Source organism: Pseudolactococcus hodotermopsidis (assembly GCF_011170085.1).
GTDB classification, from domain to species: domain Bacteria; phylum Bacillota; class Bacilli; order Lactobacillales; family Streptococcaceae; genus Pseudolactococcus; species Pseudolactococcus hodotermopsidis.
Map to the genome: position 1 here is coordinate 1 of NZ_BLLI01000022.1, position 24,753 is coordinate 24,753.

General features: G+C 38.4%; 23 protein-coding genes and 1 tRNA gene. 23 read left to right on the forward strand and 1 reads right to left on the reverse strand.

Features of this window, described 5'->3' with window-relative positions:
- Nucleotides 1–208: 208 nt before the first annotated feature.
- The 6 genes from Hs30E_RS04760 (at nt 209) to Hs30E_RS04785 (ending at nt 5,370) form a co-directional block, all read left to right on the forward strand.
- Nucleotides 209–1,690, forward strand: a complete 1,482-nt coding sequence (locus Hs30E_RS04760) for a hypothetical protein (protein ID WP_172208397.1) — start codon at nt 209–211, stop codon at nt 1,688–1,690.
- Complete coding sequence (locus Hs30E_RS04765) at nt 1,690–2,337, forward strand: hypothetical protein (protein WP_172208399.1); 648 nt, start codon at nt 1,690–1,692, stop codon at nt 2,335–2,337. The genes Hs30E_RS04760 and Hs30E_RS04765 overlap by 1 nt, the downstream gene beginning before the upstream one ends.
- A gap of 196 nt (nt 2,338–2,533) precedes the next feature.
- A complete protein-coding gene (hprK, locus tag Hs30E_RS04770) occupies nt 2,534–3,463 on the forward strand; it encodes an HPr(Ser) kinase/phosphatase (RefSeq protein WP_172208401.1) in 930 nt (309 codons plus the stop codon).
- Nucleotides 3,460–4,245: a prolipoprotein diacylglyceryl transferase gene (lgt, locus tag Hs30E_RS04775; protein WP_172208403.1), complete on the forward strand. Its 786-nt coding sequence runs from the start codon at nt 3,460–3,462 to the stop codon at nt 4,243–4,245. Before hprK ends, lgt begins: the two co-directional genes overlap by 4 nt.
- A gap of 98 nt (nt 4,246–4,343) precedes the next feature.
- Nucleotides 4,344–4,748 carry a DUF948 domain-containing protein gene (locus Hs30E_RS04780; RefSeq protein WP_172208405.1) on the forward strand — a complete coding sequence of 135 codons (405 nt, stop codon included), beginning with the start codon at nt 4,344–4,346 and terminating at the stop codon, nt 4,746–4,748.
- A 25-nt stretch (nt 4,749–4,773) separates the two neighbouring features.
- Entirely contained in the window at nt 4,774–5,370 is a 597-nt protein-coding gene (locus Hs30E_RS04785) for a YtxH domain-containing protein (RefSeq protein ID WP_172208407.1), read from the forward strand.
- Between the two features lie 56 nt (nt 5,371–5,426).
- On the opposite strand, the gene Hs30E_RS04790 is transcribed toward Hs30E_RS04785, so the two are convergent.
- A complete protein-coding gene (locus tag Hs30E_RS04790) occupies nt 5,427–5,594 on the reverse strand; it encodes a DUF3042 family protein (protein WP_172208409.1) in 168 nt (55 codons plus the stop codon).
- Nucleotides 5,595–5,661: 67 nt separating this feature from the next.
- Here Hs30E_RS04790 and miaA point away from each other — a divergent pair, with 67 nt between their 5' ends.
- The 17 genes from miaA to Hs30E_RS04875 all read left to right on the forward strand — a co-directional run bounded on the left by miaA (nt 5,662) and on the right by Hs30E_RS04875 (nt 24,676).
- A complete protein-coding gene (gene miaA, locus Hs30E_RS04795) occupies nt 5,662–6,555 on the forward strand; it encodes a tRNA (adenosine(37)-N6)-dimethylallyltransferase MiaA (protein ID WP_172208411.1) in 894 nt (297 codons plus the stop codon).
- Entirely contained in the window at nt 6,542–7,789 is a 1,248-nt protein-coding gene (gene hflX / locus Hs30E_RS04800; protein ID WP_172208413.1) for a GTPase HflX, read from the forward strand. Before miaA ends, hflX begins: the two co-directional genes overlap by 14 nt.
- Nucleotides 7,776–8,426, forward strand: coding sequence for a hypothetical protein (locus Hs30E_RS04805; RefSeq protein ID WP_172208415.1), 651 nt, complete (start codon nt 7,776–7,778; stop codon nt 8,424–8,426). The genes hflX and Hs30E_RS04805 overlap by 14 nt, the downstream gene beginning before the upstream one ends.
- Nucleotides 8,427–8,455: 29 nt before the next feature.
- Nucleotides 8,456–9,349: an SPFH domain-containing protein gene (locus Hs30E_RS04810; RefSeq protein ID WP_172208417.1), complete on the forward strand. Its 894-nt coding sequence runs from the start codon at nt 8,456–8,458 to the stop codon at nt 9,347–9,349.
- 200 nt (nt 9,350–9,549) lie between these two features.
- Nucleotides 9,550–9,621, forward strand: a tRNA-Arg gene (locus tag Hs30E_RS04815).
- A 29-nt stretch (nt 9,622–9,650) separates the two neighbouring features.
- Nucleotides 9,651–10,589, forward strand: a complete 939-nt coding sequence (gene rnz, locus Hs30E_RS04820) for a ribonuclease Z (RefSeq protein WP_172208419.1) — start codon at nt 9,651–9,653, stop codon at nt 10,587–10,589.
- Complete coding sequence (locus Hs30E_RS04825; protein ID WP_172208421.1) at nt 10,586–11,320, forward strand: SDR family NAD(P)-dependent oxidoreductase; 735 nt, start codon at nt 10,586–10,588, stop codon at nt 11,318–11,320. Before rnz ends, Hs30E_RS04825 begins: the two co-directional genes overlap by 4 nt.
- Nucleotides 11,317–13,542: a single-stranded-DNA-specific exonuclease RecJ gene (gene recJ / locus Hs30E_RS04830; RefSeq protein ID WP_172208423.1), complete on the forward strand. Its 2,226-nt coding sequence runs from the start codon at nt 11,317–11,319 to the stop codon at nt 13,540–13,542. The genes Hs30E_RS04825 and recJ overlap by 4 nt, the downstream gene beginning before the upstream one ends.
- 73 nt (nt 13,543–13,615) lie before the next feature.
- On the forward strand, nt 13,616–14,128 hold the full coding sequence (locus tag Hs30E_RS04835; protein ID WP_172208425.1) for an adenine phosphoribosyltransferase: 513 nt from the start codon (nt 13,616–13,618) through the stop codon (nt 14,126–14,128).
- A 192-nt stretch (nt 14,129–14,320) separates the two neighbouring features.
- A complete protein-coding gene (gene rpoE, locus Hs30E_RS04840) occupies nt 14,321–14,893 on the forward strand; it encodes a DNA-directed RNA polymerase subunit delta (protein WP_172208427.1) in 573 nt (190 codons plus the stop codon).
- Between the two features lie 188 nt (nt 14,894–15,081).
- Nucleotides 15,082–16,683 (forward strand): endolytic transglycosylase MltG, encoded by a 1,602-nt coding sequence (gene mltG, locus Hs30E_RS04845; RefSeq protein WP_172208429.1) that lies wholly within the window; start codon nt 15,082–15,084, stop codon nt 16,681–16,683.
- A 75-nt stretch (nt 16,684–16,758) separates the two neighbouring features.
- The gene (gene greA / locus Hs30E_RS04850) at nt 16,759–17,241 is read left to right on the forward strand and encodes a transcription elongation factor GreA (RefSeq protein ID WP_172208431.1); all 483 of its coding nucleotides are present in this window, start codon (nt 16,759–16,761) and stop codon (nt 17,239–17,241) included.
- A 283-nt stretch (nt 17,242–17,524) separates the two neighbouring features.
- Nucleotides 17,525–17,803 carry a hypothetical protein gene (locus Hs30E_RS04855; RefSeq protein ID WP_172208433.1) on the forward strand — a complete coding sequence of 93 codons (279 nt, stop codon included), beginning with the start codon at nt 17,525–17,527 and terminating at the stop codon, nt 17,801–17,803.
- 243 nt (nt 17,804–18,046) lie between these two features.
- Nucleotides 18,047–20,236 (forward strand): peptidase domain-containing ABC transporter, encoded by a 2,190-nt coding sequence (locus tag Hs30E_RS04860; protein ID WP_172208435.1) that lies wholly within the window; start codon nt 18,047–18,049, stop codon nt 20,234–20,236.
- A 51-nt stretch (nt 20,237–20,287) separates the two neighbouring features.
- On the forward strand, nt 20,288–21,637 hold the full coding sequence (locus Hs30E_RS04865; RefSeq protein ID WP_172208437.1) for an HlyD family secretion protein: 1,350 nt from the start codon (nt 20,288–20,290) through the stop codon (nt 21,635–21,637).
- Nucleotides 21,638–21,751: 114 nt separating this feature from the next.
- Nucleotides 21,752–22,210, forward strand: a complete 459-nt coding sequence (locus Hs30E_RS04870) for a CtsR family transcriptional regulator (RefSeq protein ID WP_172208439.1) — start codon at nt 21,752–21,754, stop codon at nt 22,208–22,210.
- A 9-nt stretch (nt 22,211–22,219) separates the two neighbouring features.
- On the forward strand, nt 22,220–24,676 hold the full coding sequence (locus Hs30E_RS04875; protein WP_172208441.1) for an ATP-dependent Clp protease ATP-binding subunit: 2,457 nt from the start codon (nt 22,220–22,222) through the stop codon (nt 24,674–24,676).
- Nucleotides 24,677–24,753: the final 77 nt, after the last annotated feature.

Sequence of the window (24,753 nt, forward strand, 5' to 3'; positions counted from 1 at the left end):
ATAATTTACTGTGACGACCTCGACGGTTATGTTTTTCATGATAAGCGGTCTTAAGAAGACTGCTCATAGATTCAAAGGTTGGACGTTTAACGCCAACTAGACGTTTAAAATGACTATCGCTGAGTTTGCTGAGGGATTCATAGTTCATGACTATAGTATAACAAATTTTTTTATTTTTGGGAGAAGTCTAATTTTACAACAATATGGAATGGAAGAGAATCCAGCTTATAAGGCTAAATCAGAAGAGATTAGTAAAAAAGAAGAAGAATTAAAAAAGATAAATAACTTAAATAACGAACTTAAAGTGATAAGAAAAAGTTTAGACTCGTTAAAAGATTCTAAAGATGAGGCCATGGGAGACAATAATGGAAAATTTTCTAAGTTTTCGAAAGAGTTTCTAGAAATTCAAGAAAAGATTAATACGCTTTTAGAAAAAGAAGAAGAAAAAAAACTTACTGTGCAAGATTTATCTAAAGTAAAACAGCTAAGCGAGTTATATACGCAACTTAGTACAAAAACAGAAACAAAAACAGAACCAGAAACAAAAACAGAAACAGAAACAGAAACAAAAACAGAACCAGAACCAGAAACAGGACTTATTTTGCCAACTTTTCGTGAGGTGGTAGACAAGGAAGCTAAGTCAAATTTGATTATTGAACTCTTTGACGCTGCAACGGAGTTAATTGGTAGTGAGTTTGCTCCTACTGCTATACAATCTAAAAAAGCTTTGGAAAAAGAAACAACAGCAAAATATAACGCACTTACAGAGGCAGTGACGACTTTAAATAGTATTAATGGTAAAGAAGAGATAGATAAAGATGTCTTGACAGAAACGTATGAAATGGTAGAATATCGAGATGCTCTATCACTTGCATTTGGTTACTTAGTTGAAAAAGACGAACAACTAAAAGCGTGGTCAAGGGTATTTTATGCTTGTTTATCTGATGGTTTAGTTCTACTAATCGGTCTTTCAATGAGACGGAAAGATATTTTTAAATTGCGTGTGAAAAATCGACGTGATCTCACAAATGAGGAGCCACTTCTTATTAGAGATGCTCTCTATAATCTTGCAGCACTGCCAATAACTGAAGATAAAAAAGAGATAGGAGACTTAAAAATAGAAGAATTAAAACCTGAAACACTGATTAATCGTTTAAATAACTTCCTGTCTTGCTTTGAATTAGAACCGAATATAAAAGATGCCAATCTTAAAATGAGTTACAATTTAGTTTGTAAAGATTTTGAAAAAAAGAAGACTCTTGAGGCTGAGTATAAAGAATTGACCGGTGTATTACAAATATTACGATATATAAAACCAATTAGTGTTGAGCAATATGACTTTTTCACAAAATATAAATTAAATAAAGCAACACATAGATATGAAAGTGAAGATTTAAAATTAGAATTAAAAGGAGAGAGTACAGATAGATATGAAAGTGAAGATTTAGAATTAGAATTAAAAGGAGAGAGTATAGACTATTACTATATAATGACAGAAGGGTGTCAACTTTTTTTATATGAAACAATTAATGATTTAATTAAACATGTTGAAAGTAAAGAGATATCAGAGAATTTCAAAAAAGATTTTTCTGAACATTTAGAAAAAGATTTAGAAAAACAAGTTAAAACTAATGGTTTATTAGAGAAAATCAAAAATATTTTAAGAGAACTGAAACTGGAGAAGAAGTAATGATTGATTTTATAAAAGAAATTTTACTTAATTATTGGGAATTAGTTTATTTGTTCTTGCCTATTCTAGGTTTTATAGCTTATAGAGTCGCAACACACAATAGAGGGAGTTTTGTTGATACTCCAGTTTGGAGTAAACTTATTAGAAGAACTATTGAATTAGCGTGCGTATACGTAGGGTGTTTTTTGTTTCTTCTTAGATGTGATAGCTTACTTACTATTTTATTATTTGTTTCTTTTATAATACTGACAAATGTTATTATGATTTATGTAATTCGTAGAGGTAAAGCTTTAAAAGATAAAGCCTCAAAAGAAGACAGTCACTCGAATGACCCAGATTTGGAAACCGATAAACAAGGTTCGGAAACCTATAAACAAGGTTTGGAAACTGAGAATTTAGGAGAACATTTAATTAATGCAATTGTTCTTGTATTATTTCTAATATCAGTATTAGTAATCTTTTTAATCTTTTTCTTTAAAATAACAGAATCGGATATTAGTATTTGCTTGTTTGTTTTTCTAGGTATTATTTTCGCAATAGAATCAGCAATTTTATTGTATCAGATACTTTCTATCTTCAACTCGAAAAATACAAAAAATAATGAAAATCTACAAATTATACAAATTTGTAAGGAGTTGAATAATTGATATTTACTGAATGATTTTCTATTTCATTCCAAGACTTTAAACCAATATTTTTGTAGAAAGCTGCGTAGTCAGCTTTTTTACTTTAGCTGTCAATATAACACTCAAGAGAGCAATTTTTTTAACAGATTCTCAATTTAACTAAAGCGTTTTCTTTTGAATTTTGGTATAATAAAATCAAACAAGAAAGTGAGAGATTATGGGAGTTAAAGTCGCAGCATTACTTGAAAAAATTAAATTTGACGTGATTTATTCGTCAGAAACGGCACTTGAAAAGGAAATCACAACATCTGATGTGACACGTCCAGGTCTTGAAATGACAGGTTACTTGGCGTATTACACACCTGAGCGGATTCAGCTTTTTGGTATGAAAGAATGGTCTTATGCTCAAAATGTTATCGGTGACAATCGTTATGATTTGTTGAAAAATGTTGTGACCGATGAAACACCAGCGATTATTGTTGCGCGTGATTTGGCGATTCAAGATGAGATGATTTGCGTGGCTAAAAAACGTGATACTGTTCTTTTGCAATCAAGCGAGACGACTAGCCGTATAAATGGTCAAATTACTGCTTTTCTTGACGAACAATTGGCGGTGCGTTCAACAGTTCATGGTGTTTTGATGGATATTTTTGGTATTGGCGTTTTGATTCAAGGCGCATCAGGTATCGGGAAATCAGAAACGGCTCTTGAACTTGTAAAGCTTGGTCATCGCTTGGTTGCAGACGATCGTGTTGATATTTACAAGAAAGATAATTTGACAGTTATGGGGCATCCAGCTGAACTTTTGAAACATTTGATGGAACTTCGTGGTGTTGGCATTATCAATGTTATGACTCTTTTTGGAACTGGTGCGGTCAAAGGTGGTTCGCAGATTGATTTGGCTGTTTATTTGGAAACTTATGAGGCGAACAATGCCTTCGACCGACTTGGTATTGACGATACGCAGATTGATTTAGCTGGTGTTCATGTGCCACAAACGAGGATTCCAGTTAAAACTGGTCGAAACGTTGCTGTTATCATTGAGGCGGCAGTCATGAATTTTCGGGCGAAAACAATGGGCTTTGACTCGACAAAAATGTTTATGGATAGCTTGTCTGTTGAGATTGCGCATAATAAAGAAGTATGACAGCTTTATTATCAATCAATCCGACAGCTTTTGAGCTTGGACCGTTTGAAATTCGCTGGTATGCCTTATGTATTGTGACAGGTGTGATTGTTGCCGTCTTGCTTGCTATGAAAGAAGCGCCGAGCAAGAAAATCAAGCCTGACGATGTGCTTGATTTCATCCTTATCGCCTTTCCAGTGGCGATTCTCGGGTCGCGTCTCTACTATGTGCTGTTTGAGCTAGGCTATTATCGCCAACATCCTGCAGAGATTTTTGCCGTCTGGCATGGTGGTCTGGCGATTTACGGCGGCTTGCTTGCTGGTGGCGTAGTACTGGTAATCTTTTCTTATTACAAGTTGATCGCCCCCTTAGATTTGTTGGATATTGCGATTCCAGGTGTGTTGATAGCCCAAGCCATGGGACGTTGGGGTAATTTTTTCAATCAAGAAGCTTTTGGTCGAACGGTCAACTCTTTAAATTACCTGCCTGAGTTTATCAAAAGTCAGATGTTCATTGACGGTAGTTATCGGACACCAACTTTTCTGTACGAATCAACTTGGAACATATTTGGTTTTGCTGTGATAATGATTTTTCGTCACCGAATCAAGAAGCTCAAATCTGGCGATATTTTTGCTTTTTATTTGGTTTGGTATGGTATTGGACGCTCGGTCATAGAAGGCATGCGGACAGACAGTCTGATGTTGGGCAATATACGTGTGTCGCAAGCGCTTTCGTTGATTTTAATTCTTGTTGGTATGCTGTTTGCTATTTTCAATCATCGAAAACTGCTGAAAAGACACTAAATATTTCCTTTAAAAAAAGAATTTTGTTATAATTAGGTAAGCATTGTGTTTAGTGAGGCATCATTTGCTGAGTATAAAAATTTTGAAAAGAGGTGTCTATGGGAGATACAGCGCTGATTATTATTGCTGTTGCGGTGGTAGTTTTGGTCGTGGCTTTGGTAATTTTGGTTGTTAAGTTGATGAAAACAGTTGATGAGGTCAATCGGACGATTACTGTTGTGACAAAAGATGTGGACATTTTGCTAAACCAAGCAGATACCTTGATGGCGAAAACAAATACTTTGCTTGATGATGTTAATGGCAAAGTCGCAACGATTGATCCATTGTTTACGGCGGTTGCTGACTTGTCGGAGAGCATTTCCAAGGTTAATAACACGAGTAATGCACTTGTGACACGTGTCAAAGGTAAGGCAGCGAATGCGAGTAAAGCTACGGCTGTCGTGACTTTGGGACGTGGTGCAAGTAAACTTTTTGGTAAAAAGAAAACCAAAGATAAAAAATAAATCAAAAGAAAATAGGAGATTTAAAATGGCTAAAAAATCAGGATTTTTGGTAGGTATTGCTTTGGGAACAGTTGTTGGTGCTGTTGCGGCATTGGCTGCTGCGCCAAAAGAAGGTAAAAAATTGCGCCAAGATGTCAAGGATTTTTACACAGATTACAAGGAAGATCCAAAAGCGAAGTTCGTTGAAGTTAAAGAGTCGGCAGTCAATTTTGCTGGCGAAAAATCAAGTCAAGTTGTTGAATTTTCAACTGAAAAATTCAATGACATCAAAGAAAAATTTGATAATGGTGATATTTCAGCTGAGAAAGCGAAGGCTTATTTGACATCGAAAAAAGATGACATCAAGGCTAAAGTTGACTCAGGCGAGTTGTCAAAAGACAAGGTACTTGAATTTTTGAACGCAACAAAAGATAAAATTGCAGGCAAAGTTAATGAGTTGAAAGAGGCTAAAGTTGAAGATTTTGACGATGAGGCGTTTGACGGCGATTTTGATGATGATATTGATGACGATGAAATGGGCGCAGGCAATGATTTCACTTTAGAAATTGAGCAAGAAGCGTTGGTCAATAATTCTGATGTTGAAGAAGATGAAAGCGCAAGTTCTGATAAGAGCTACTACTAAAAAGTGTAAAAGAAAAGGACTGTCATGACGAAGTCCTTTTCTTTTACGCTTATTTCTTAGTGGAAAATGCGTTTACGTGCAGCTTTGCGCCGATTTTCGTTGATAAATTCTTCTTTTTTGAGTTCAGGATCAATAATTCCTTTTTTGATTGCCACAAGTCCACCAACTGTTGTGATAACTGTTGCAACGACACCTGTAATGAGACCTTTGCTAAATTTGTTCATTGTTCTATCTTCCTTCATTTTGTGATATACTTAATTATAACAAAAATAATGAAAAATGTGAAAAATTTTGAGTGAAAATAAAGTAATTATTATTGCAGGACCAACAGCGGTGGGCAAGACAGCTTTGTCGCTTGATTTGGCAAAAAAATATGACGGCGAGATTATCAATGGTGATAGTCAGCAGGTCTATCGTCAGGTGTCAATTGGTACGGCGAAAGCAACGGCTGAAGAACAGGCTACGGCGGTACATCATTTGATTGATGTGCGGGACGTCGCTGAGCGTTTTAGTGCGCACGATTTTGTGCTTGAGGCGAATCGCTTGATTGCAGATCTTTTATCGCGTGGCAAGCTGCCGATTATCGTTGGTGGGACGGGGCTTTATCTGCAAAGTTTGGTTGAGGGTTATCATTTGGGAGGTGCTGACAATCACGAGCAGATGCGTGAATTGCGTTCAAAACTGGACAAACTGACAGATGATGAGCTTTTGGCAAAGGTGGCTGAAAATGGTCTCAGTATTTCTCAAATCAACCGTCGTCGGGCAATCAGAGCTTTGGAAATCTCTGAATTTGGCGAGCAGTTAGAAAATCAGAAGTCTGCTTATGATTTTTTGATTGTCGGACTAAATACTGACCGAAAAGTTCTGTATGAGCGCATTAACAATCGCGTTGATATGATGATGTCTGCTGGCTTACTTGATGAGGCAAAAATGCTCTATGATACTTTTTTGGAGTCACAAGTGGCTCGGGCGATTGGTTATAAGGAATTTTTCCCGTATTTTGACGGTCAGATACCATTAGCCCAAGCAGTTGAAATGGTTAAGCAAAATTCTAGGCGATATAGCAAACGACAGATAACATGGTTTAAAAATCGTATGGCTGTTGATTTTTCCGATGTTTTTGCGCCAAATTTTAAGGAAAATATTGCCCAAAAAATAGAAAGATTTTTAGATGATAAAAACTGAAAAAATAGCAGAAAAAGTGATTTTAGTTGGAGTCGAAACTTTTGACAATAATCGAACTTTCGAGGAGTCGATGAAAGAGCTTGCGAGTTTAGCAGTAACGGCTGGTGCAGATGTTAAGTTGACCTTTACACAGAAAAAAGAGCGCCTTGACGGTAAATATATGCTAGGTATCGGCAAACTTGAAGAAATTAAAGATAATCTTGAGGCAGATGAGATTGATACAGTTATTTTTAATGAGAAGTTGACCCCTCGGCAAAATGTAAATTTGGAAAGTTTTCTGGGTGTTAAGGTCATTGATCGTATGCAGTTGATTTTAGATATTTTTGCTTTGCGAGCGCGTTCTCATGTTGGGATGTTACAGGTTGAATTGGCACAACTTAAATATTTACTGCCACGTTTATCGGGGAGTAAGGGGCTGGCACTCAGTCGTCAAGCGGGTGGTATTGGCGCGCGTGGGGCGGGTGAAAGTCAGCTTGAAACAGACCGCAGGCATATTCGTCATCGGATTGAGTTGATTGAAACGGCGCTTAAAAAAGCTGAGAAAACACAAGAAAATCGGCGACAACGGCGATTAAATTCAGGGATTTTCAAGATTGGGTTGATTGGTTATACTAATGCGGGCAAATCGTCGTTTTTTAATGCGTTGACCCAAAAAATTCAGTATGAACAAGATGAATTATTTGCGACCTTGGATGCGACAACTAAGGATTTTTCGCTTAAAGATGAATTTAGGGTCACTTTGACTGATACAGTTGGGTTTATTCAGGATTTACCGACAGAGTTGGTGCAAGCTTTCAAGTCAACTTTGCAAGAATCTAAAGATGTTGATTTGTTGCTGCATGTGATTGATGCGTCAAATTCTGCGCATGAAATTCATGAAAATGTTGTGGAAACAATTATGAAAGAATTAGAAATGTCAGCTATTCCAGTTTTGACAATTTACAATAAATTAGACTTGGCTGATCATTTTGCGCCGACCATTTTGCCGAGTGTTGCTCTATCAATTAAGTCTGACGAGGGTGTTCAAATGTTACGACAAGCGATTATTGGTAAGATTTCTGATATTTTTGAATCTTTTGCCATTGATTTGCCCTATACTTTGGCGTATCAATTACCAGAATTGCGGAAAATAGCGCTGATTGACACGGTTGTTGAAAATGACACAGCTTATCAGATAACTGGTAGCATTTCAGCGCATGATAAATGGAGGTTGGAAGCGTATGGATTACGTTGAGTTAGCGATTAAATCGGGTGGTTTCATGGCGATGGACAAAACTTTTTTGATAAATCGGCTTGACAATTTGCCTGACGAACGTGAAAAATTAGCTTATATTATGCCGCCTGCGAGTGTGATAAATGCTTATTTTTCGGAGATTTATCAAAAGCAAGGGGCGAGGGCTGCGACTGATTATTTTTTGAGTTTATCAATCAATTTTGGGAACTTTTCAAGTCATCCGAGCTTTGAGCTAGAGGGAACGGCAGGTCATCCGACTTTTCGTTTTATCCGATTAAATTTATCAGGTTATTCTTTTGGCTTTTGTTTTGAAAATGCAACTGAAACAGCAATTGTTTTTAGTGAATTTGAAACGATAATTTCTGATACACTGCTTTTTGAAATTGCTCAGCTTTTTCCACAATATGCTGTTTATGAAGAAAACAGTGTGATTAAACTAAAGAAAATAGACTTTGGTATTTTTGAAAATGTCGAAGAACTGACAACATTAACAAGTAAAAGTGACAATACAGCTTATCTCAAATTTTTTGGCTATAATGTTGCTGAAGTTTTAGAAATTGCAACAAAAAGTGGTAATCGCTTACAAAAAATGATACAATATGAAGATAAGAAACTTATGATTTATATTGCAAAATAAATATTTTTTTAAACAAAAAGGAGTCTGTTATGTCTGTATTTTTAATTTTTCTAGCCATTATTTTGATACTCATTTTGGCGAGTCTTAGCACCTTGTTTTATGTTGTCAAACAGCAAACAGTGGCGATTATTGAGCGTTTTGGTAAGTACCAACAAACGTCAAATTCTGGTTTTCATTTGAAGCTACCATTTGGCATTGATCGTATTGCTGCGCGTGTTCAATTGCGCCTTTTGCAAAATGATATGATTGTCGAGACGAAAACAAAAGACAATGTTTTTGTGCAAATGACGGTAGCAACGCAGTATCGTGTTAATGAAGAAAATGTCACAGATGCTTACTACAAGCTGATGAATCCAGGGGAGCAAATCAAGTCTTACATTGAGGATGCTTTGCGTTCAAGTGTGCCAAAACTCACGCTTGATGAACTATTTGAGAAAAAAGATGAGATTGCGCTTGAAGTCCAACATCAAGTGGCAGAAGAAATGACGACTTACGGCTATATCATCGTCAAAACGCTGATTACCAAAGTTGACCCAGATGCTGAAGTTAAGCAATCTATGAACGAAATCAATGCGGCACAGCGTAAACGTGTAGCGGCGCAAGAATTGGCAAATGCCGATAAAATCAAAATTGTCACGGCTGCCGAGGCGGATGCTGAAAAAGACCGTCTGCATGGGGTTGGTATTGCTGAACAACGTAAAGCCATTGTTGACGGACTTGCCTTGTCAATCAAGGAGATGAAAGATGCGGGTGTGGAGATTTCAGAAGACCAGATTATGTCAATTCTTTTGACCAACCAATATTTGGATACGCTCAATCAATTTGCCAATAACGGTAATTCATCTATTTTCTTGCCAAGTTCGCCTGATGGTATTGAAGATATTCGGACACAGTTGCTGTCTGCTTTGAAAGCAAACAAATAGTGCTAAGCGGTGTGGTATGTTGCCAACTACAAATCTTTATTGACGCTTTAGTCCAATAAAACTTTATCTCTACTTGAACAATTTAAAAACTTTATCGAAAAATGATGAAGTTTTTTTGCGTTTTGGTGGAAAATTTGGTAAACTAGAATAGTTGTTAAAGGTTATATCTGTTTTTTGAACAACGGCTAAACAAAAAATTTCCGTCCTTAGTGTAATGGATATCACGTAAGATTCCGGTTCTTGAGATGGGGGTTCGATTCCCTCAGGACGGATTTTTTTCTTTTTATTGAGAGAGGAAATCATGGAAATTCAATTTTTGGGAACAGGTGCTGGTCAACCTGCCAAACAGCGCAATGTGACGTCAATTGCACTCAAACTCCTTGCGGAGCGTAATGAAATCTGGCTTTTTGATTGTGGCGAGGCCACGCAACACCAGATTTTGGCGACCAGTATTCGCCCACGGAAAATCACGAAGATTTTCATCACACATCTGCACGGCGATCACATTTTTGGCTTGCCTGGCTTTTTGTCGAGTCGCAGTTTTCAAGCCTCAACCCTGAATGAAAAGCAGACGGATATTGACTTGTATGGACCTGCTGGCGTTAAAAACTTTGTGATGACGGCGTTGCGTTTGTCAAGTAGTAAGCTTGGCTATCGGATTCATTTTCATGAGTTAGGTGCGGAAAATGTCGGCAAGATTTTTGAGGACGAGACGTTTGAGGTCTATATGGACACGCTTGACCATACGATTTTTTGCATGGGGTATCGCATTGTTGAAAAAGATAAAAAAGGCGAGCTAGATGCTGAGGCGTTAAAAGCTGCGGGTGTGCCTTTTGGACCGCTTTTTGGTAAGGTAAAAAATGGTCAAGATATTGAAATTGACGGTAAAATTATCAAATCGGCAGACTTTATAGGACCAGATAAAAAAGGACGTGTGGTAACGATACTTGGTGATACCCGTCAGACAGATAAGGCGGTGCGCCTAGCGATTGGGAGTGATCTGCTAGTACATGAGTCGACTTATGAGGCAAAAGAGAGCAAAATTGCGAGAAGTCATGGACATTCAACGACACAACAAGCCGCTGAAGTTGCCAAACAGGCACAAGTCAAACGATTGTTACTCACGCATATCTCAGCACGCTATGTTGGTCCTTTGGTCAGACAGCTTGCTAGTGAGGCGAAAGAAACATTTGACAATAGCTTTGTCGTGAAAGACTTGTACGAAGAAGTTGTCAAATGAGAAATCTGCTTATAACAGGTGCAACGGGCGATATTGCACGAGAGATAATCGCACGAGTAAAAGATGACTATCGGCTGATATTGCTGTCGCGTGATGTAACGAGTTTAGCTGAGTTTTCTGAACATCTTTACCAAGTTGATTTGACTGATGAAATGGCTTTGACTGAGGTTTGTCAGCAAATTTCAGACAAATTCGGTGTCATTGATGTGCTGATTAATAATGCGGGATATGGCAATTTTCAGGAATTTCTTGGTTATTCTGCCGATGAGATTAGGCAGATGTTTGAAGTCAATGTTTTTGCCTTGATGACTGTGACACGAGTTTTTTTACCAGATATGATAGCGCAACAATCGGGACAGATTATCAACATTGCCTCAATTGCGAGCTATCTGGCGACAGCTAAATCAACGATTTATGCCGCAAGTAAATTTGCGGTAAGAGGGTTTTCAGATGCGCTGAGGCAAGAAGTTTTTGATTACAATATCAATGTTTTAGTCGTCAATACGGGACCTGTTTTGACAAAATTTCATGCTGACAATGCAGCCTATCTTATTAAAGTCGGAAAAAACGTTGTCACAGCAGCATACGTTGCTGATAAAGTTGTTGCTAGTCTTGGTAAACAAAGACGTGAGCTCAATCTCCCACGACAGGTCAATGTTGCTCGAATTTTGGCTGGCATTTTCCCAAATACAACAGATAAAATAACGCGGAGGTTTTTCAATCTAAAATGATCACACCTACCTTTGATTGGCAAGTCAATACAGACGAGCCGTCTGATGAGTTTGTCAAATTAGTAAAAAAACAAAAACTTGATGAATTAGCAGCGAAAATACTTTGGAAACGTGAACTGAGAACTGAAGATGAGTTGACGACTTTTCTCAATCCGTCGCTCGAAAATCTGCACGATCCATTCTTGTTTTACAGTATGAGTCGTGCGGTTGAGCGGATTCGGCAGGCTGTTGAAAATCAAGAAACGATTTTGATTTATGGTGATTATGATGCAGACGGTATGACGAGTGCTAGTATCATGAAGACGGCACTTGATGAAATCGGTGCAGAGAGTCTGGTTTATCTGCCCAACCGTTTTACAGACGGTTACGGACCGAATCTTGATGTTTACAAGTATTTCATTGAAAATGAATCAGTTAGCTTGATTATTACCGTGGATAATGGTGTTTCGGGACATGAGGCGGTGGCTTATGCGCAAGAAAACGCTTGTGATGTGATTATCACTGATCACCATTCTTTGCCTGAAACTTTGCCTGATGCTTATGCTATTATCCACCCTGAACACCCAGACGGTCGCTATCCTTTTGGGGAATTGGCGGGGTGCGGTGTCGCTTTCAAGGTTGCTTGTGCGCTTTTGGAATATATCCCATCAGAAATGCTTGATTTAGTCGCGATTGGAACGGTTGCTGATATGATGACACTGACTGATGAAAATCGTATTTTGGTCAAATTCGGTATTGAAATTCTCAAAAATACGGAGCGTATCGGGCTTGAGGCTTTGATAAATGTTATTGATATTGATAAAAGCGATATAACCGAAGAAACGATAGCCTTTCAAATCGCACCGCGACTAAATGCGTTAGGGCGTATTGATGACCCTAATCCCGCTATTGAGTTATTGACGGGCTGGGATGAAAATGAAACGCAGGCAATTGCTGAGATGATTGACCGCAAAAATATTGAGCGCAAGGAAATCGTTGCTGAGATGCTTGTTGCCGCAGAGAGTCAGCTTGATGATAGTCCTGTTCAATTTATCTATCAGACGGGGTGGAATCCTGGTGTACTTGGTATCGTGGCAGGACAATTGCTCCAAAAAACGGGTAAACCGATTGTCATGTTGTCAGAAGAAAATGGTCTATTAAAAGGTTCAGCGCGCTCAATTCCCACTTTTAATATTTTTGAGGCGTTGACAGCTCACAAGGAACTATTTATTACCTTTGGCGGTCACGCACAGGCTGCTGGCATGACTTTTGAACTTGCCAATTTACCTGAGATTAAAGCTGGCATAGCTGATTTTATTACTAAAAATAAGCTTGATTTGTCACAAAAAAATCAGCTAATTTTAGATGAATCAATCACTTTGTCAGACCTCACGCTTGAAACGATTAAATCACTTTCAAAACTGGCACCATTTGGTCAAGGCAATCCTAAACCGCAGTTTTTGGTGTCAGATTATCAAGTTGTTCAAAGTCGTGCCATGGGTCAAGGAAATGCCCACCTCAAGTTGAAAATTCAGCAAGATAAAGCGCAAATTGAGGCAGTCTATTTTGGTCATGGTGCAGAAAGCCTAGATTTTGAGCAATCAGCGCCAGATTTGGCAGTAACACTTTCTGTCAATACTTGGAACGGCAATACGGCAATTCAGTTAATGGTTGTAGATGCTCGGGTTACGGGTGTTCAGCTGATTGATTTGCGAAATCAACAAAATCAGACAAAAATTCCAAAAAATGCACTTATTTTTACAAATAATACCGAAAATAGTGTTATAATGAGTGATGTCATAGTCGTTGCAGAAGTGCCTGACTCTGCTGAAAATTTGATTAGGTTGACGGAAATTTTGGCACAACATGAATTTGTTGCTGTTTATTTTCAAAATCAGATGACATATCACTACTATCTGACTGGTGGTGGGACACGTGAACAATTCGCCAAATTTTACAAGACGATTTATCAGTATCCTGAGTTTGACGTGCGCTATAAGTTGAAAAATTTGGCTGATTTTCTTAAAATTCCTGATATTTTGCTAGTAAAAATGGTGCAGATTTTTGAAGAATTAGAGTTTGTGACGATTGCTGATGGTTTGATGACGGTGAATAAAGCGGCGACAAAACGTCAATTTACAGAAAGTCAGATTTATCAAGAACTGCAAGAAACGGTCAAAATGCAAGCATTTTTTGCACTTTCACCAGTACGTGATATTTATAATGAGTTAAAAAACAAATAGGAAAAGATGTCAAGATAATCTACGCATTTCAAGCACAAAAACGAGTAGACACTCTAAAAAAAGGAAAATTAACATGGATTTGACCCAATACATTGCAACAATTCCAGATTATCCGCAAAAAGGGATTGAATTTCGGGATATTTCGCCATTGATGGCTGACGGAAATGCTTACAGTTATGCCATTCGTGAAATAGTGCAATATGCACAAGACAAGAAAATTGATAGGATTGTTGGACCAGAAGCGCGCGGTTTTATTGTTGGTTGTCCAGTCGCTTTTGAGTTGGGTGTCGGTTTTGCGCCCGTTCGTAAGCCTGGTAAATTGCCACGTGAGGTAATTGAAGCGCAGTATGAAAAAGAATACGGTTTTGATACTTTGACTATGCACGCTGATGCGATTCAAAAAGGGCAACGTGTTTTGGTTGTTGATGACTTGCTTGCGACTGGTGGCACGGTTAAGGCAACGATTGCTTTGATTGAAAAACTTGGCGGTGTTGTTGCAGGTTGTGCTTTCCTGATTGAACTTGATGCGCTAAAAGGTCGTGAAAAAATTGGTAATTATGAGTATAAAGTCTTGATGCACTATTAAAATTTTGCAAATTTATGGTAAAATAGACTTAACCGAGTGTGAAAGCTCTATATACTCGTTTAACTATAAAAAGATTACGCTTTTGACTAGATTCACCACTTCGTCGTTGGCTAGAATTGACGAACCTAGTTTGTAACCTTTTTAGAGTTAAGCGAGTATAGAGCTATATCTAACTTTTATGGAGATAAAAAATTGAAAATTAAAGCATTTGAAAATCAAGATTTGTCAGAATTGTCAATGATTGAAGTGGCGCATGCCATGTTGGAGCAAAAAGGCAAGGAAATGGCTTTTAATGAGCTTGTCAATGAGATTCAAGATTACCTTGAAAAATCTGACACTGAGATTCGAGATCGCCTGTCACGTTTTTATACGGAATTAAATACTGACGGTAGTTTCATTCCGCTTGGTAATAATGTTTGGGCTTTGCGTTCTTGGTACGCCATTGATGAAATTGACGAAGAAGTTGTGGCGCTTGATGAGCTTGACGATGAGGGCGAACGTCCTAAGAAAAAACGTAAGAAAGTCAACGCATTTGCTGCTGACGGCATTGATATTGATTATAATGACGATGATCCTGAAGATGACGATGTGCTTGTTGCTGATGTTGCTTATGACGATGATAATCCCGATGACGAAAAAGATGAGGTTGAAGCGTTTGATGTCGAGCTTGAAGAGGTTGAGATTGATGATGCTGAAGTTGTTGCACTTGACGTTGAAGATGAGGAAGACGAAGATATTGAAGAAGATGTTCCAGCTGAAAAATAATGGAGAAATCCATATTTTTTATTAAATCCTTGATTTTCAAGGATTTTCGTGTATAATCTAAAATGAAACATCTTTTTATCCGTAAACAATGACAGATTGATAATCGGGTTTCGCCCTATTTTAGAGAGCCTCTTTAAGGCTAATGGGATAAGGATGTTAATTTAAGAGGAAGGTGGAAAATAGTTGATTTGGTAGATAAAGATACGAATAAATATCAGCGCGAAAGTTTTCGAGATAGTATACTTCGCCAACTGCAAGAAGCGAATGAATCGTTGGATGATGTGGCATCGGAGACGGGGTTTGCCTCGCCTAAAAAACGGGAGTTTGTGACATTAGAAGAAAGAATGCTCAAAGAGGAAGTTTATAATAGCTCTAATCCTATTTTCATAGATGAAAGAACAGGACTGAAACGCCCAAGAATTACGCCGCAACAAGAAGAAGAACTTTCAACTGACGATTTGGCTGCACTCATTAAGTTGCCGTCGCGTTCAGAGAAAGTTTTGGGGACAGGAACGTTGTCAACGCCGCTGATTGAGGATACTGAAGAATTTCAGGAAACCAAACGTGAGGCGCGCAAGGAGCAAGATAAGCATATGCGTTCTACTCGTAAAAAATCAAAGAATTTAGCTGGCAAAATTATTGCGATTGTTGTCTTGATTTTGTTAGTGGTTGGTAGCTCAACAGGTTATTTGTTTTATAAGCATATGAAAAGTGAGGCGCAGCCTTATAGTTTGACAGATACATCAACAAAAGCGATTAAAATTCCTGATGGTGCATCAACCAAACAAATTGGTCAGGTGCTTGAAAAAAATAAGATTATTAAGAATGCGACGGCTTTCCAGCTTTGGACAAAGTTTAAAAGTGTGGCAGGCTTTAAGTCTGGTTACTATAACCTATCGCCAAGTATGACGTTGAAAAAAATATCTGATATTTTACAAAAAGGTGGCACTGAGAAACCAATTGAGCCGATTTTAGGAAAAATAACGATTCCTGAGGGCTATACCATTGCGCAAATGGCGGATAAAATCTCGGATAATGTTGAAACGAAGTCAACTAAGGATAAAACGCCGTTTACCAAGGAGGAGTTCCTCAGTATTGTGACGGATGATGCGTTCATTGCGAAGATGCAGGCGGCTTATCCAGAGTTGTTTGCTTCCTTACCAGCTAAAGATTCTGGTGTGACCTATCAACTAGAGGGTTACTTGTTCCCAGCAACTTATGATTATAATAAAAAGTCAACAACTCAGACGATTGTTGAGCAGATGATTGCTTATATGAATCAAAACTTACAGTCTTACTATGCGACAATTGCTGATAAAAATTTGACAGTTAATGAAGTTTTGTCAATTGCGGCTTTAACTGAAAAAGAGGCTAATAATGATGCAGACCGTCGAAATGTGGCACAAGTTTTCTATAATCGTCTAAGCTTGGATATGCCTTTAGGGTCAAATATCTCAATCTTATATGCGCAAGGACGTCTTGGGCAAAAAACGACTTTGGCTGAGGATGCGGCACTTGATACGAAACTTGAATCGCCCTTTAACCTCTATCTCAACCATGGTTTTGGTCCTGGTCCTGTGACCAATCCGAGCTTGGCGGCAATTAAGGCAGCGATTGAACCAACGGATAACGACTATCTATACTTTGTTGCAGATGTGACGACTGGCAAGGTTTATTTCTCAGAAACAGCTGAAGCGCATGATGAAAATGTTCAAAAGTACGTCAATGACAAATTAGCCGCTGATTCTGTTGATGATGCGCCAGAAGATGATGAAGTAAGAACAGAATAAAATAATACGAAAGAAATGAAAGGAGATGAGTTTCATTTGATTGGCTACAAAATCAAATGACTCAACATCTTATAAATGTCGGATACAAAAACTTACCAAATGACCCGTGAGGGCTATGAAGAATTAGAAGCAGAACTTGATACACTCAAACTTGAAAAACGTCCAGAAGTTATTGAACGCATTAAAATTGCGCGTTCTTATGGCGATTTGTCAGAAAACTCTGAGTATGAGGCAGCCAAAGATGAACAGGCCTTTGTTGAAGGGCGTATTTCAACAGTTGAGACGATGATTCGTAACGCTGAAATCGTGGATAATGCGGGTGTTAAGAGCAATGAAGTGGCGCTTGGCAAAACGGTAACATTTATCGAAATCGGTGAAAAAGAAAAGGAAACCTATAAAATTGTTGGTTCAGCTGAGGCAGATCCCTTTAACGGTAAAATTTCAAATGAATCGCCGATTGCGGTGGCTTTGATTGGTCGCAAGACTGGCGATAAAGTGACGATTCCATTACCAGTTGGCGAGATGACGGTTGAGATTGTTAAAGTTTCTGCCAAATAACAAATAAAAACGATATAAATTTAAATGAGTTTATAATGTTTTTTTACTTGACTTAAGTTTTGAAAATGAAAAAATAAGAAAGTTTCAGAATTGAAACTTTTTCGTTTTAGAGCAAAAACTTTTGATATAATAGAAGTGTAAACAATAAATGCTCAAAAATACCTTATAAAATCAATGTAGACCATCACTTAACTTGAGGATTGTATTGAATTTATGGGAGTTTGAGTGTGACATTTTTTCTTGATAGGGCGCAGTAGGTATTAGAAAGAAAAGGAATATAGACATGGCAATTACAGTACCTACAAATGCAGTAGCATTGACAAACGAAGAAATGATGAACATCGATGGCGGATGGAGCGTTGCAAGCGTAACTGGTAAACTCGCAGTAGCTGGTGTTGGCAACGACTTCGCTGAAGCTGGCGCATACGTTAATGGTGACACTCAAGAAGCTTCAGCTTCAGCAAACGTACTTGGTGGTTTGTTCGGTGTAGAAACTACAGTATCAAAAAGTGGTTTCTCACTTTCAATTAATCTTTTTGGTAAAACTTACAAAATCTTTTAATTAAAAGATATGAAACTTATCATCAAATCAGAAAATAGGTCAATAATTTGACCATTCTGTCTTGATGATTGGTCAAATATCACTATCACACGTCGTTTTTCTGATCGCTTAGTTTTTGCAATCATTTTTTAGCTTTAATTTTAAGTTGAAGATGTAAGCCGAGCTAATGACTGATGAGAAAGTTATCCTACTGCGTCGTATCAAGAAAAAATGTCATTTATTTAATGTATAGAAGAGATGAAAATGTTTAATTTTGGAAAATATCCAGTTGTTTTGCAGCATGACGAGAGTGATTGCGCAGCAGCTGTTATGAGTATGATTTGCAAAAATTATAAGCAAGATTATACGATTATGAAATTGCGTGAAATTTTGGGGACGGATGTTGTTGGAACAACAGTCGCTGGTATCGTATCTGGTGCTGAGGAAATGGGCTTTGAGGCGGTTGCAGTCAGACTTCAGATGTCAGAAGTTAAAAATGATTTTACCTTACCAGCTATTGCGCAAGTTAAGACACCAGATGGTAACAATCATTTTGTTGTCATCAATAAAATTTCTGAAAATCAAGTTATCATTAGTGATCCAGCTTTTGGGCTTAGAAAAATGTCGAAAACGGGATTTCAAACGATTTTTCAGGGTGTTTTGGTTATCTTAGCGCCTAAATCTGATTTTGAAACGAAAAGGCTTAAATCAACGAATATGTGGGGCTTGTTTAAGCAAGTAATGTTCCCACAAAAGCGAATTTTGCTGACGGTTATTGCAACGTCGGCAATTTTGACTTTGATTGGTATTTTATCTAGCTTGTTTTCTAAAGTTATTTTTGATGAGGTAATTCCTTATCAACTCAAGCAGTCGCTTTTTTTGTATTTTACTGTTTTTGCTGTCATTGCCCTAGTGCAACTTTTCCTAGAGTTTTTCAGATCATATATCCTGTTATTTTTATCAAGAAAGATTGATTTACCAGTCTTGTTGGGTTATTATAATCATGTTTTGAAACTACCGTATCAATTTTTCAAAACAAGAAGAACTGGCGATATTTTGACACGTTTTCAAGATGCGATGACGATTAAAAATATCTTTTCACAAGTGTCTATATCGCTTGTTTTAGACCTTTTTTTGGCATGTTTCACGGGAGTTGCCTTGGCCAAATTAAATTCGCAACTTTTTATCATTATTTTTGTTGCTATCTTGATTGATATTTTACTGATTTATGTGTTTAAAGGGCGTTATAGAGCGCTAAATTATGAGCAAATGGCGGCGGGAAGTGCGCTTAATTCTCAGTTGATTGAGTCAATTCAAAATATTGAAACGGTCAAATCTTACACGAGTGAACGCCATCATATCGAAAATCTTGAGAAAAAATTTGTTAAAACTTTGAAATTGAATTATGCTGAGGGTCTGACAACTTTGATTCAAGGGACTATTTCGTCTGGTCTTAGTAAGTTTTTAATTCTTATTTTGCTGACGGTTGGGGCACTTGCGATTATTAATGGGCAGATGTCTATCGGTGATTTGATTGTTTTTCAAACTTTGTCTACGTATTTTATTGGTCCTGTCCAAAATTTGGTGGGTTTGCAGCTGACTTTTCAGGAGGCAGATATTGCCATTAAACGCCTTAATGAACTAATGGATTTGGAAACTGAAAATGATGAGCCGAGTTTGCTGAACGATGTGAATTTAGCGGGTGATATTCAGTTTCATGATGTTTCTGTGCGTTACGGCAGTCGAGCGCCAGTGATTGAGAAGTTTAACTTGACTATTCCGCATGGCAAAAAAATTGCCATTGTTGGGCCAAGTGGTGCTGGGAAATCAACGATTGCTAAGCTACTTTTGAAGTTTCAGGATGTTGCCAATGGTAGTATCACGATGAATGGTTATAATCTAGCTGATATACAGACATCTTATTTGCGACAACAGTCCGGTTATGTACCGCAAAATATCGAACTATTTTCCGCGACAGTCCTTGAAAATATTCTAATGGGCAATGAAACGGCGAAGTATGAAGATGTGATAAGGGCGACAAAAATGTCGGGCGCTTATGATTTTATTGCGAAATTGCCCGAACGTTTTCAGACGAAAGTTGAGAATCAAGGTGCGAGCTTTTCTGGTGGTGAAAAGCAACGTTTGGCGATTACGCGTGCTTTTGTGAAAGAACGTCAACTCTATATTTTTGATGAATCAACCAGTAATTTGGATAGTTTTAGTGAACAAACGGTTCAAGAAAGCATTTTGAGATCAACGAAAAAAGTGACGACGATTGTGATTGCGCATCGCTTGTCAACGATTGTCAATAGTGATATTATTATTTACATGGAGGAGGGCAAGATTCTTGAACAAGGGACGCATCTTAGTTTAATGGCGCAAAAGGGGCGCTATTCGGAAATGATCCAGTTGCAATATGGTCAGCAACTTGCCCCTCAAGATGCTGTCATCTAATTGAGTGTGGGAAATTTGACTTCGTCTAAATCAAGAAAGGCGCAAACGATAATGAAGTTATATTCAAAAGAAGAGTTAAAAGATAGTCGGTTGTTCTTTGATAAGCGACCTGCCAATTTTGCTAAATTTTTGGCGATGTTTATGATGATAATGATTGTTGGGAGCTTTGTGTCACTTCGATTTATCAAAAAAAATGATATTATTCGCGGTCAAGGAACGATTGAAACGGCTGATAAGGTGTATATCACACCGCTTGTTAATGGTAATGTGATTAGCATTGACAAGCCTGAGGGAAGTCGTGTTGAAAAAGGCGATAAATTGTTGACTTTATCAACAGGCAATGAGACGGTTCTGCTTGACAACATAGATGATCAGCTTAAAAAAATGGATGAGAAAATCGCTATTTTTGATAAATATGAAAAGGCTTTGAATGAGAAAGAAAACACGCTCAATAATTCTGGCATAGAGCAAGAATTTTACGGTAAGGTAGCCTTGTATTTATCGCAAATCTCGCAAGAAAATAAGCAAAAGAACGATACTTCTCAGGCGTTAGCGGCAAGAAATGCAGAGCTTGCCAAATTACAAGGAGAATTGGCGACGATTCAAGGGAGCGATACGGGGAGCCTTCGCCAAGAATACGAAAAAGCTTACAATCGCAAGGTAGAAGATATAGCCGAAGCAGAAAAGCTTAATGAAGCGGCTTTGGTCAAGTCTTTGACCCGCGAGTTAGAAGATTTGAATGCTGAATATGCCCGAACAGCTGGCGAAAGTAGTGCGGCTAAACAAGCTGAAATAACGGCTAAACAGGCTGAAGTTTCAAGTTTGGAAACGGCTTTATATGCACAGGCTGATCAGACTTATCAACAATTGATTAGCGAGCTAGGAACGATGAGGCGACAAGTTCAGGATGAAAAAGCTGAATTGGCGCGTCAGCAGACACTCAAGAAGTCAGAAAACGGTCAGCTTGATATTGTTGCCGATCATGCTGGTACGATACATTATTTTACGGCGCTTAAAAAAGGCTTAGGTCTCCAAGCTTTTCAGCCGATAGCTGATGTTAGTGATGACGGTAAGGCTAAAGAACTTTTTGTTGAGAGCTATATTTCAGCGCAAGACAGAACTCGGATAAAAATTGGTAATTCTGTAAAAGTTTCGGTCAATGGTGTCAATCAAACGGATTATGGTTTGTTGTCGGGAAAAGTGACGGCAATTGCTAATGGGACGGTTACGCAAAGTGAGAGCGGTACTTCTCAGGTACTTTATCAAGTGACTGTTAAGCTCTCTCAAAATAAGTTGAAAGATATTGACTTGCTCCCGTCGATGCCTGTCATGATAAATGTTGTTTATCATCAAGAAACTTATTTAAGCTGGCTTTTGGAGCAGTTGAATTTTATGAAGTAGTTTGGGTGTTTCTTGCATCTGATTTTAAAATCTGGAAATTATCAGATTTTTTTTTGGCAAAATTTGATAATTTTCGGTATAATGGTCAAATAAGGTCAAAGTTTACTAGAAAAAATGTTGGAAGGAGAAAGTGTGAGAAATACATCAGATATGATTGAAAAATATCTCAAGGAGTTGTTAGCGCAAGCGGCGGAAATTGAGATTCGGCGGTCTGAAATTGCGGCGTATTTTGGTGTTGTGCCAAGCCAAATCAATTATGTGATTAAGACGCGTTTTACCTTGCCAAAGGGCTTTGAAGTTGAAAGTAAGCGTGGCGGTGGCGGTTATATTCGGATTGGCAAAATTCAGTATTCTGACGAGCATGAGTTATTGTTGACTATTTTGCGAAAAATTCCTGAAAAGTTGTCAATTAGTCTGGCACAAGACTTGTTGCAACTTTTGTTTGATGAAAAAATCATCACGGAGCGTGAGGGGAATTTGTTGCTGAGTCTATTGGATAATCCTGTTTTGACTGATATGCAGCGTGCGATTTTGCTGACAACAACGATTCATCGGTTAGATAAGGATAATTAAGGAAAAGAAATGACACAAAAATATACGGTACTACTTGAAAAAGTTCTCAAATCAGCGCGCGTTTTTGCGGCGGGAAATGGCTATGATTATGCTGAAACGGCGCATGTTTTAGCGGGTATGTTGTCAGTTAATGACAGTTTTGCTCAAAATATCTTGGATGATCGTGACGTGACGCTTGAGATGGTGCTGGAAGAAATTGAACATAATCGTTTGCCTGACAAAGTACTTGAAATTGGTCAAGTTCATCTTTCGCCTAAGGTTGAACATTTGCTGATTGAGGCGGAGACACTTGCAGCGCAAAATCATTTATCTGAAACAGGCTCAGAGCATTTGCTTTATGTTTTGCTGACAGATGATGATAATGTTGCTAAGAAGATTTTGGAGCTTAATAAAATTAAATTATCAGATATTCTTAATGATTTGCTTGAATTTGGTAATATGACGGTCAAAAAGCCAAGACGTGCCATAATGCCGATGAGCAAGCGACAAGCGGCGCAAGGTGTGTCGGAGACAAGTGTGACACCGACACTTGATTCAGTGGCGCGTGATGTGACTGCTGATGCACGAAATGGGTTGATTGATCCGATGATTGGCCGTGATAAGGAAATTGAGCGCGTAGTTCATATTTTAAGTCGTCGCACGAAAAATAATCCTGTCTTGGTTGGAGAGCCTGGTGTTGGGAAATCGGCAATTATTGAAGGTTTGGCTCAGCGTATGATTGATGGCGAAGTGCCACTTGATATGCAAGGTGTGCGCTTAATGTCGCTGAGTATTGCAAATGTCGTGGCGGGAACGAAATTTCGTGGTGAATTTGAAGATCGGATGATGGCGATTGTTGATGAAGCCAGTAAGGATGACAAAACAATTGTTTTTATTGATGAATTACACACAATTGTTGGTGCTGGTGGTGGGGCTGATTCGGTTACGGATGCATCGAATATTATGAAACCTGCTCTTGCGCGTGGCGATTTTCAGCTGATTGGGGCAACGACTTTTCATGAATACCAAAAATATATCGAAAAAGATGCGGCGCTAGAACGTCGATTTGCCAAAGTTATCGTTGAAGAACCGACTTTTGATGAATCAATTGCTATTTTGCAAGGTTTGAAGCCTAAGTTTGAGACTTTTCATCATGTCACTTTTGAACCTGAAGCGATTCGGACGGCGGTGCAACTCAGTGTGCGGTATATGCCGAGTCGCAGATTGCCTGATAAGGCGATCGATTTGCTAGATGAGGCAGCGGCGACAGTAAAACTTTCGATTAAAAGTAATCTCTCTCAGCAAAGTCAGCTTGATAAGGAGATTTTAGCCATGGATGCGCAGTTGCAAAATGCTGTCACAAGCCATGATTTGAAAGAGGCTAAAGTTTTCAACCAAGAATTACAAAAACTTGAAATAAAACGTGATAAGATGACGATTAAACTAAGCAGGGCTAGAGCTGCTAAAGTGGCAGAATCAGATGTCTATGCCGTCGTTTCTAATCTGACAGGTGTGCCAGTTTCACAAATGACGAAAAATGAGATGACACGTCTCGTCAATCTTGAAAAAGAGTTGCACAAACGTGTTGTCGGTCAAAGTGAAGCCGTTACAGCGGTTGCTAGTGCCATTCGCCGAAGTCGTTCGGGCATTTCTGATGATAAACGACCGATGGGGTCGTTTATGTTTCTTGGTCCTACGGGCGTCGGCAAGACCGAGCTTGCTAAGGCACTCGCAGAAACTGTTTTTGGCGATGAGAACAGTATGATTCGGCTTGATATGAGCGAATATATGGAGAAATTTAACAGCAGTCGTTTGGTTGGTGCGCCTCCTGGCTATGTCGGCTATGATGAGGGGGGGCAGTTGACGGAACAGGTGCGTAATAAGCCTTATGCGGTTGTTTTGTTTGATGAGGCTGAAAAAGCACATCCTGATGTCTTTAACTTACTTTTGCAAATTCTTGATGACGGTTTTATCACGGACGGTAAAGGTCGCAAGGTTGATTTTCGCAATACGATTATTATCATGACAAGCAATCTTGGTGCGACGGCTTTGCGAGATGATAAAACAGTTGGTTTCGGGGCGGTTGATATGTCAACGAATTATGCGGCAATGAAATCTAGGATTCTCGAAGAGTTGAAAAAGCAGTATCGGCCAGAGTTTCTTAATCGCATTGATGAAAAAATTGTCTTTCGGTCGTTGACTGAAAATGAGCTTTCTGATATTGTCAAAATCATGGCTAAACCGTTGATAAAACGTTTAGCAGAACGTCATATCAGCTTGAAAATTTCGGCAAGTGCTTATCAACTTATTGCTAAAAATGGCTTTGATCCAGAATATGGGGCGCGGCCAATACGCAAGGCTTTAGAGAAAAAACTGGAAAATCCGTTGTCTGACAAGATTTTGTCAGGCGAAATTATCGCGGGTAGTACAGTCAATGTTGGCGTTTCTAGCGAAGAAATAATCTTAAAAGTGAAAAAATCACAGTAAATATTTGTTAAAAAAAAACTTTCAAGGTATAATAAAAGTGTAGGGAAGTAAACTTCTCATAAAAGATAAAGAGGTGA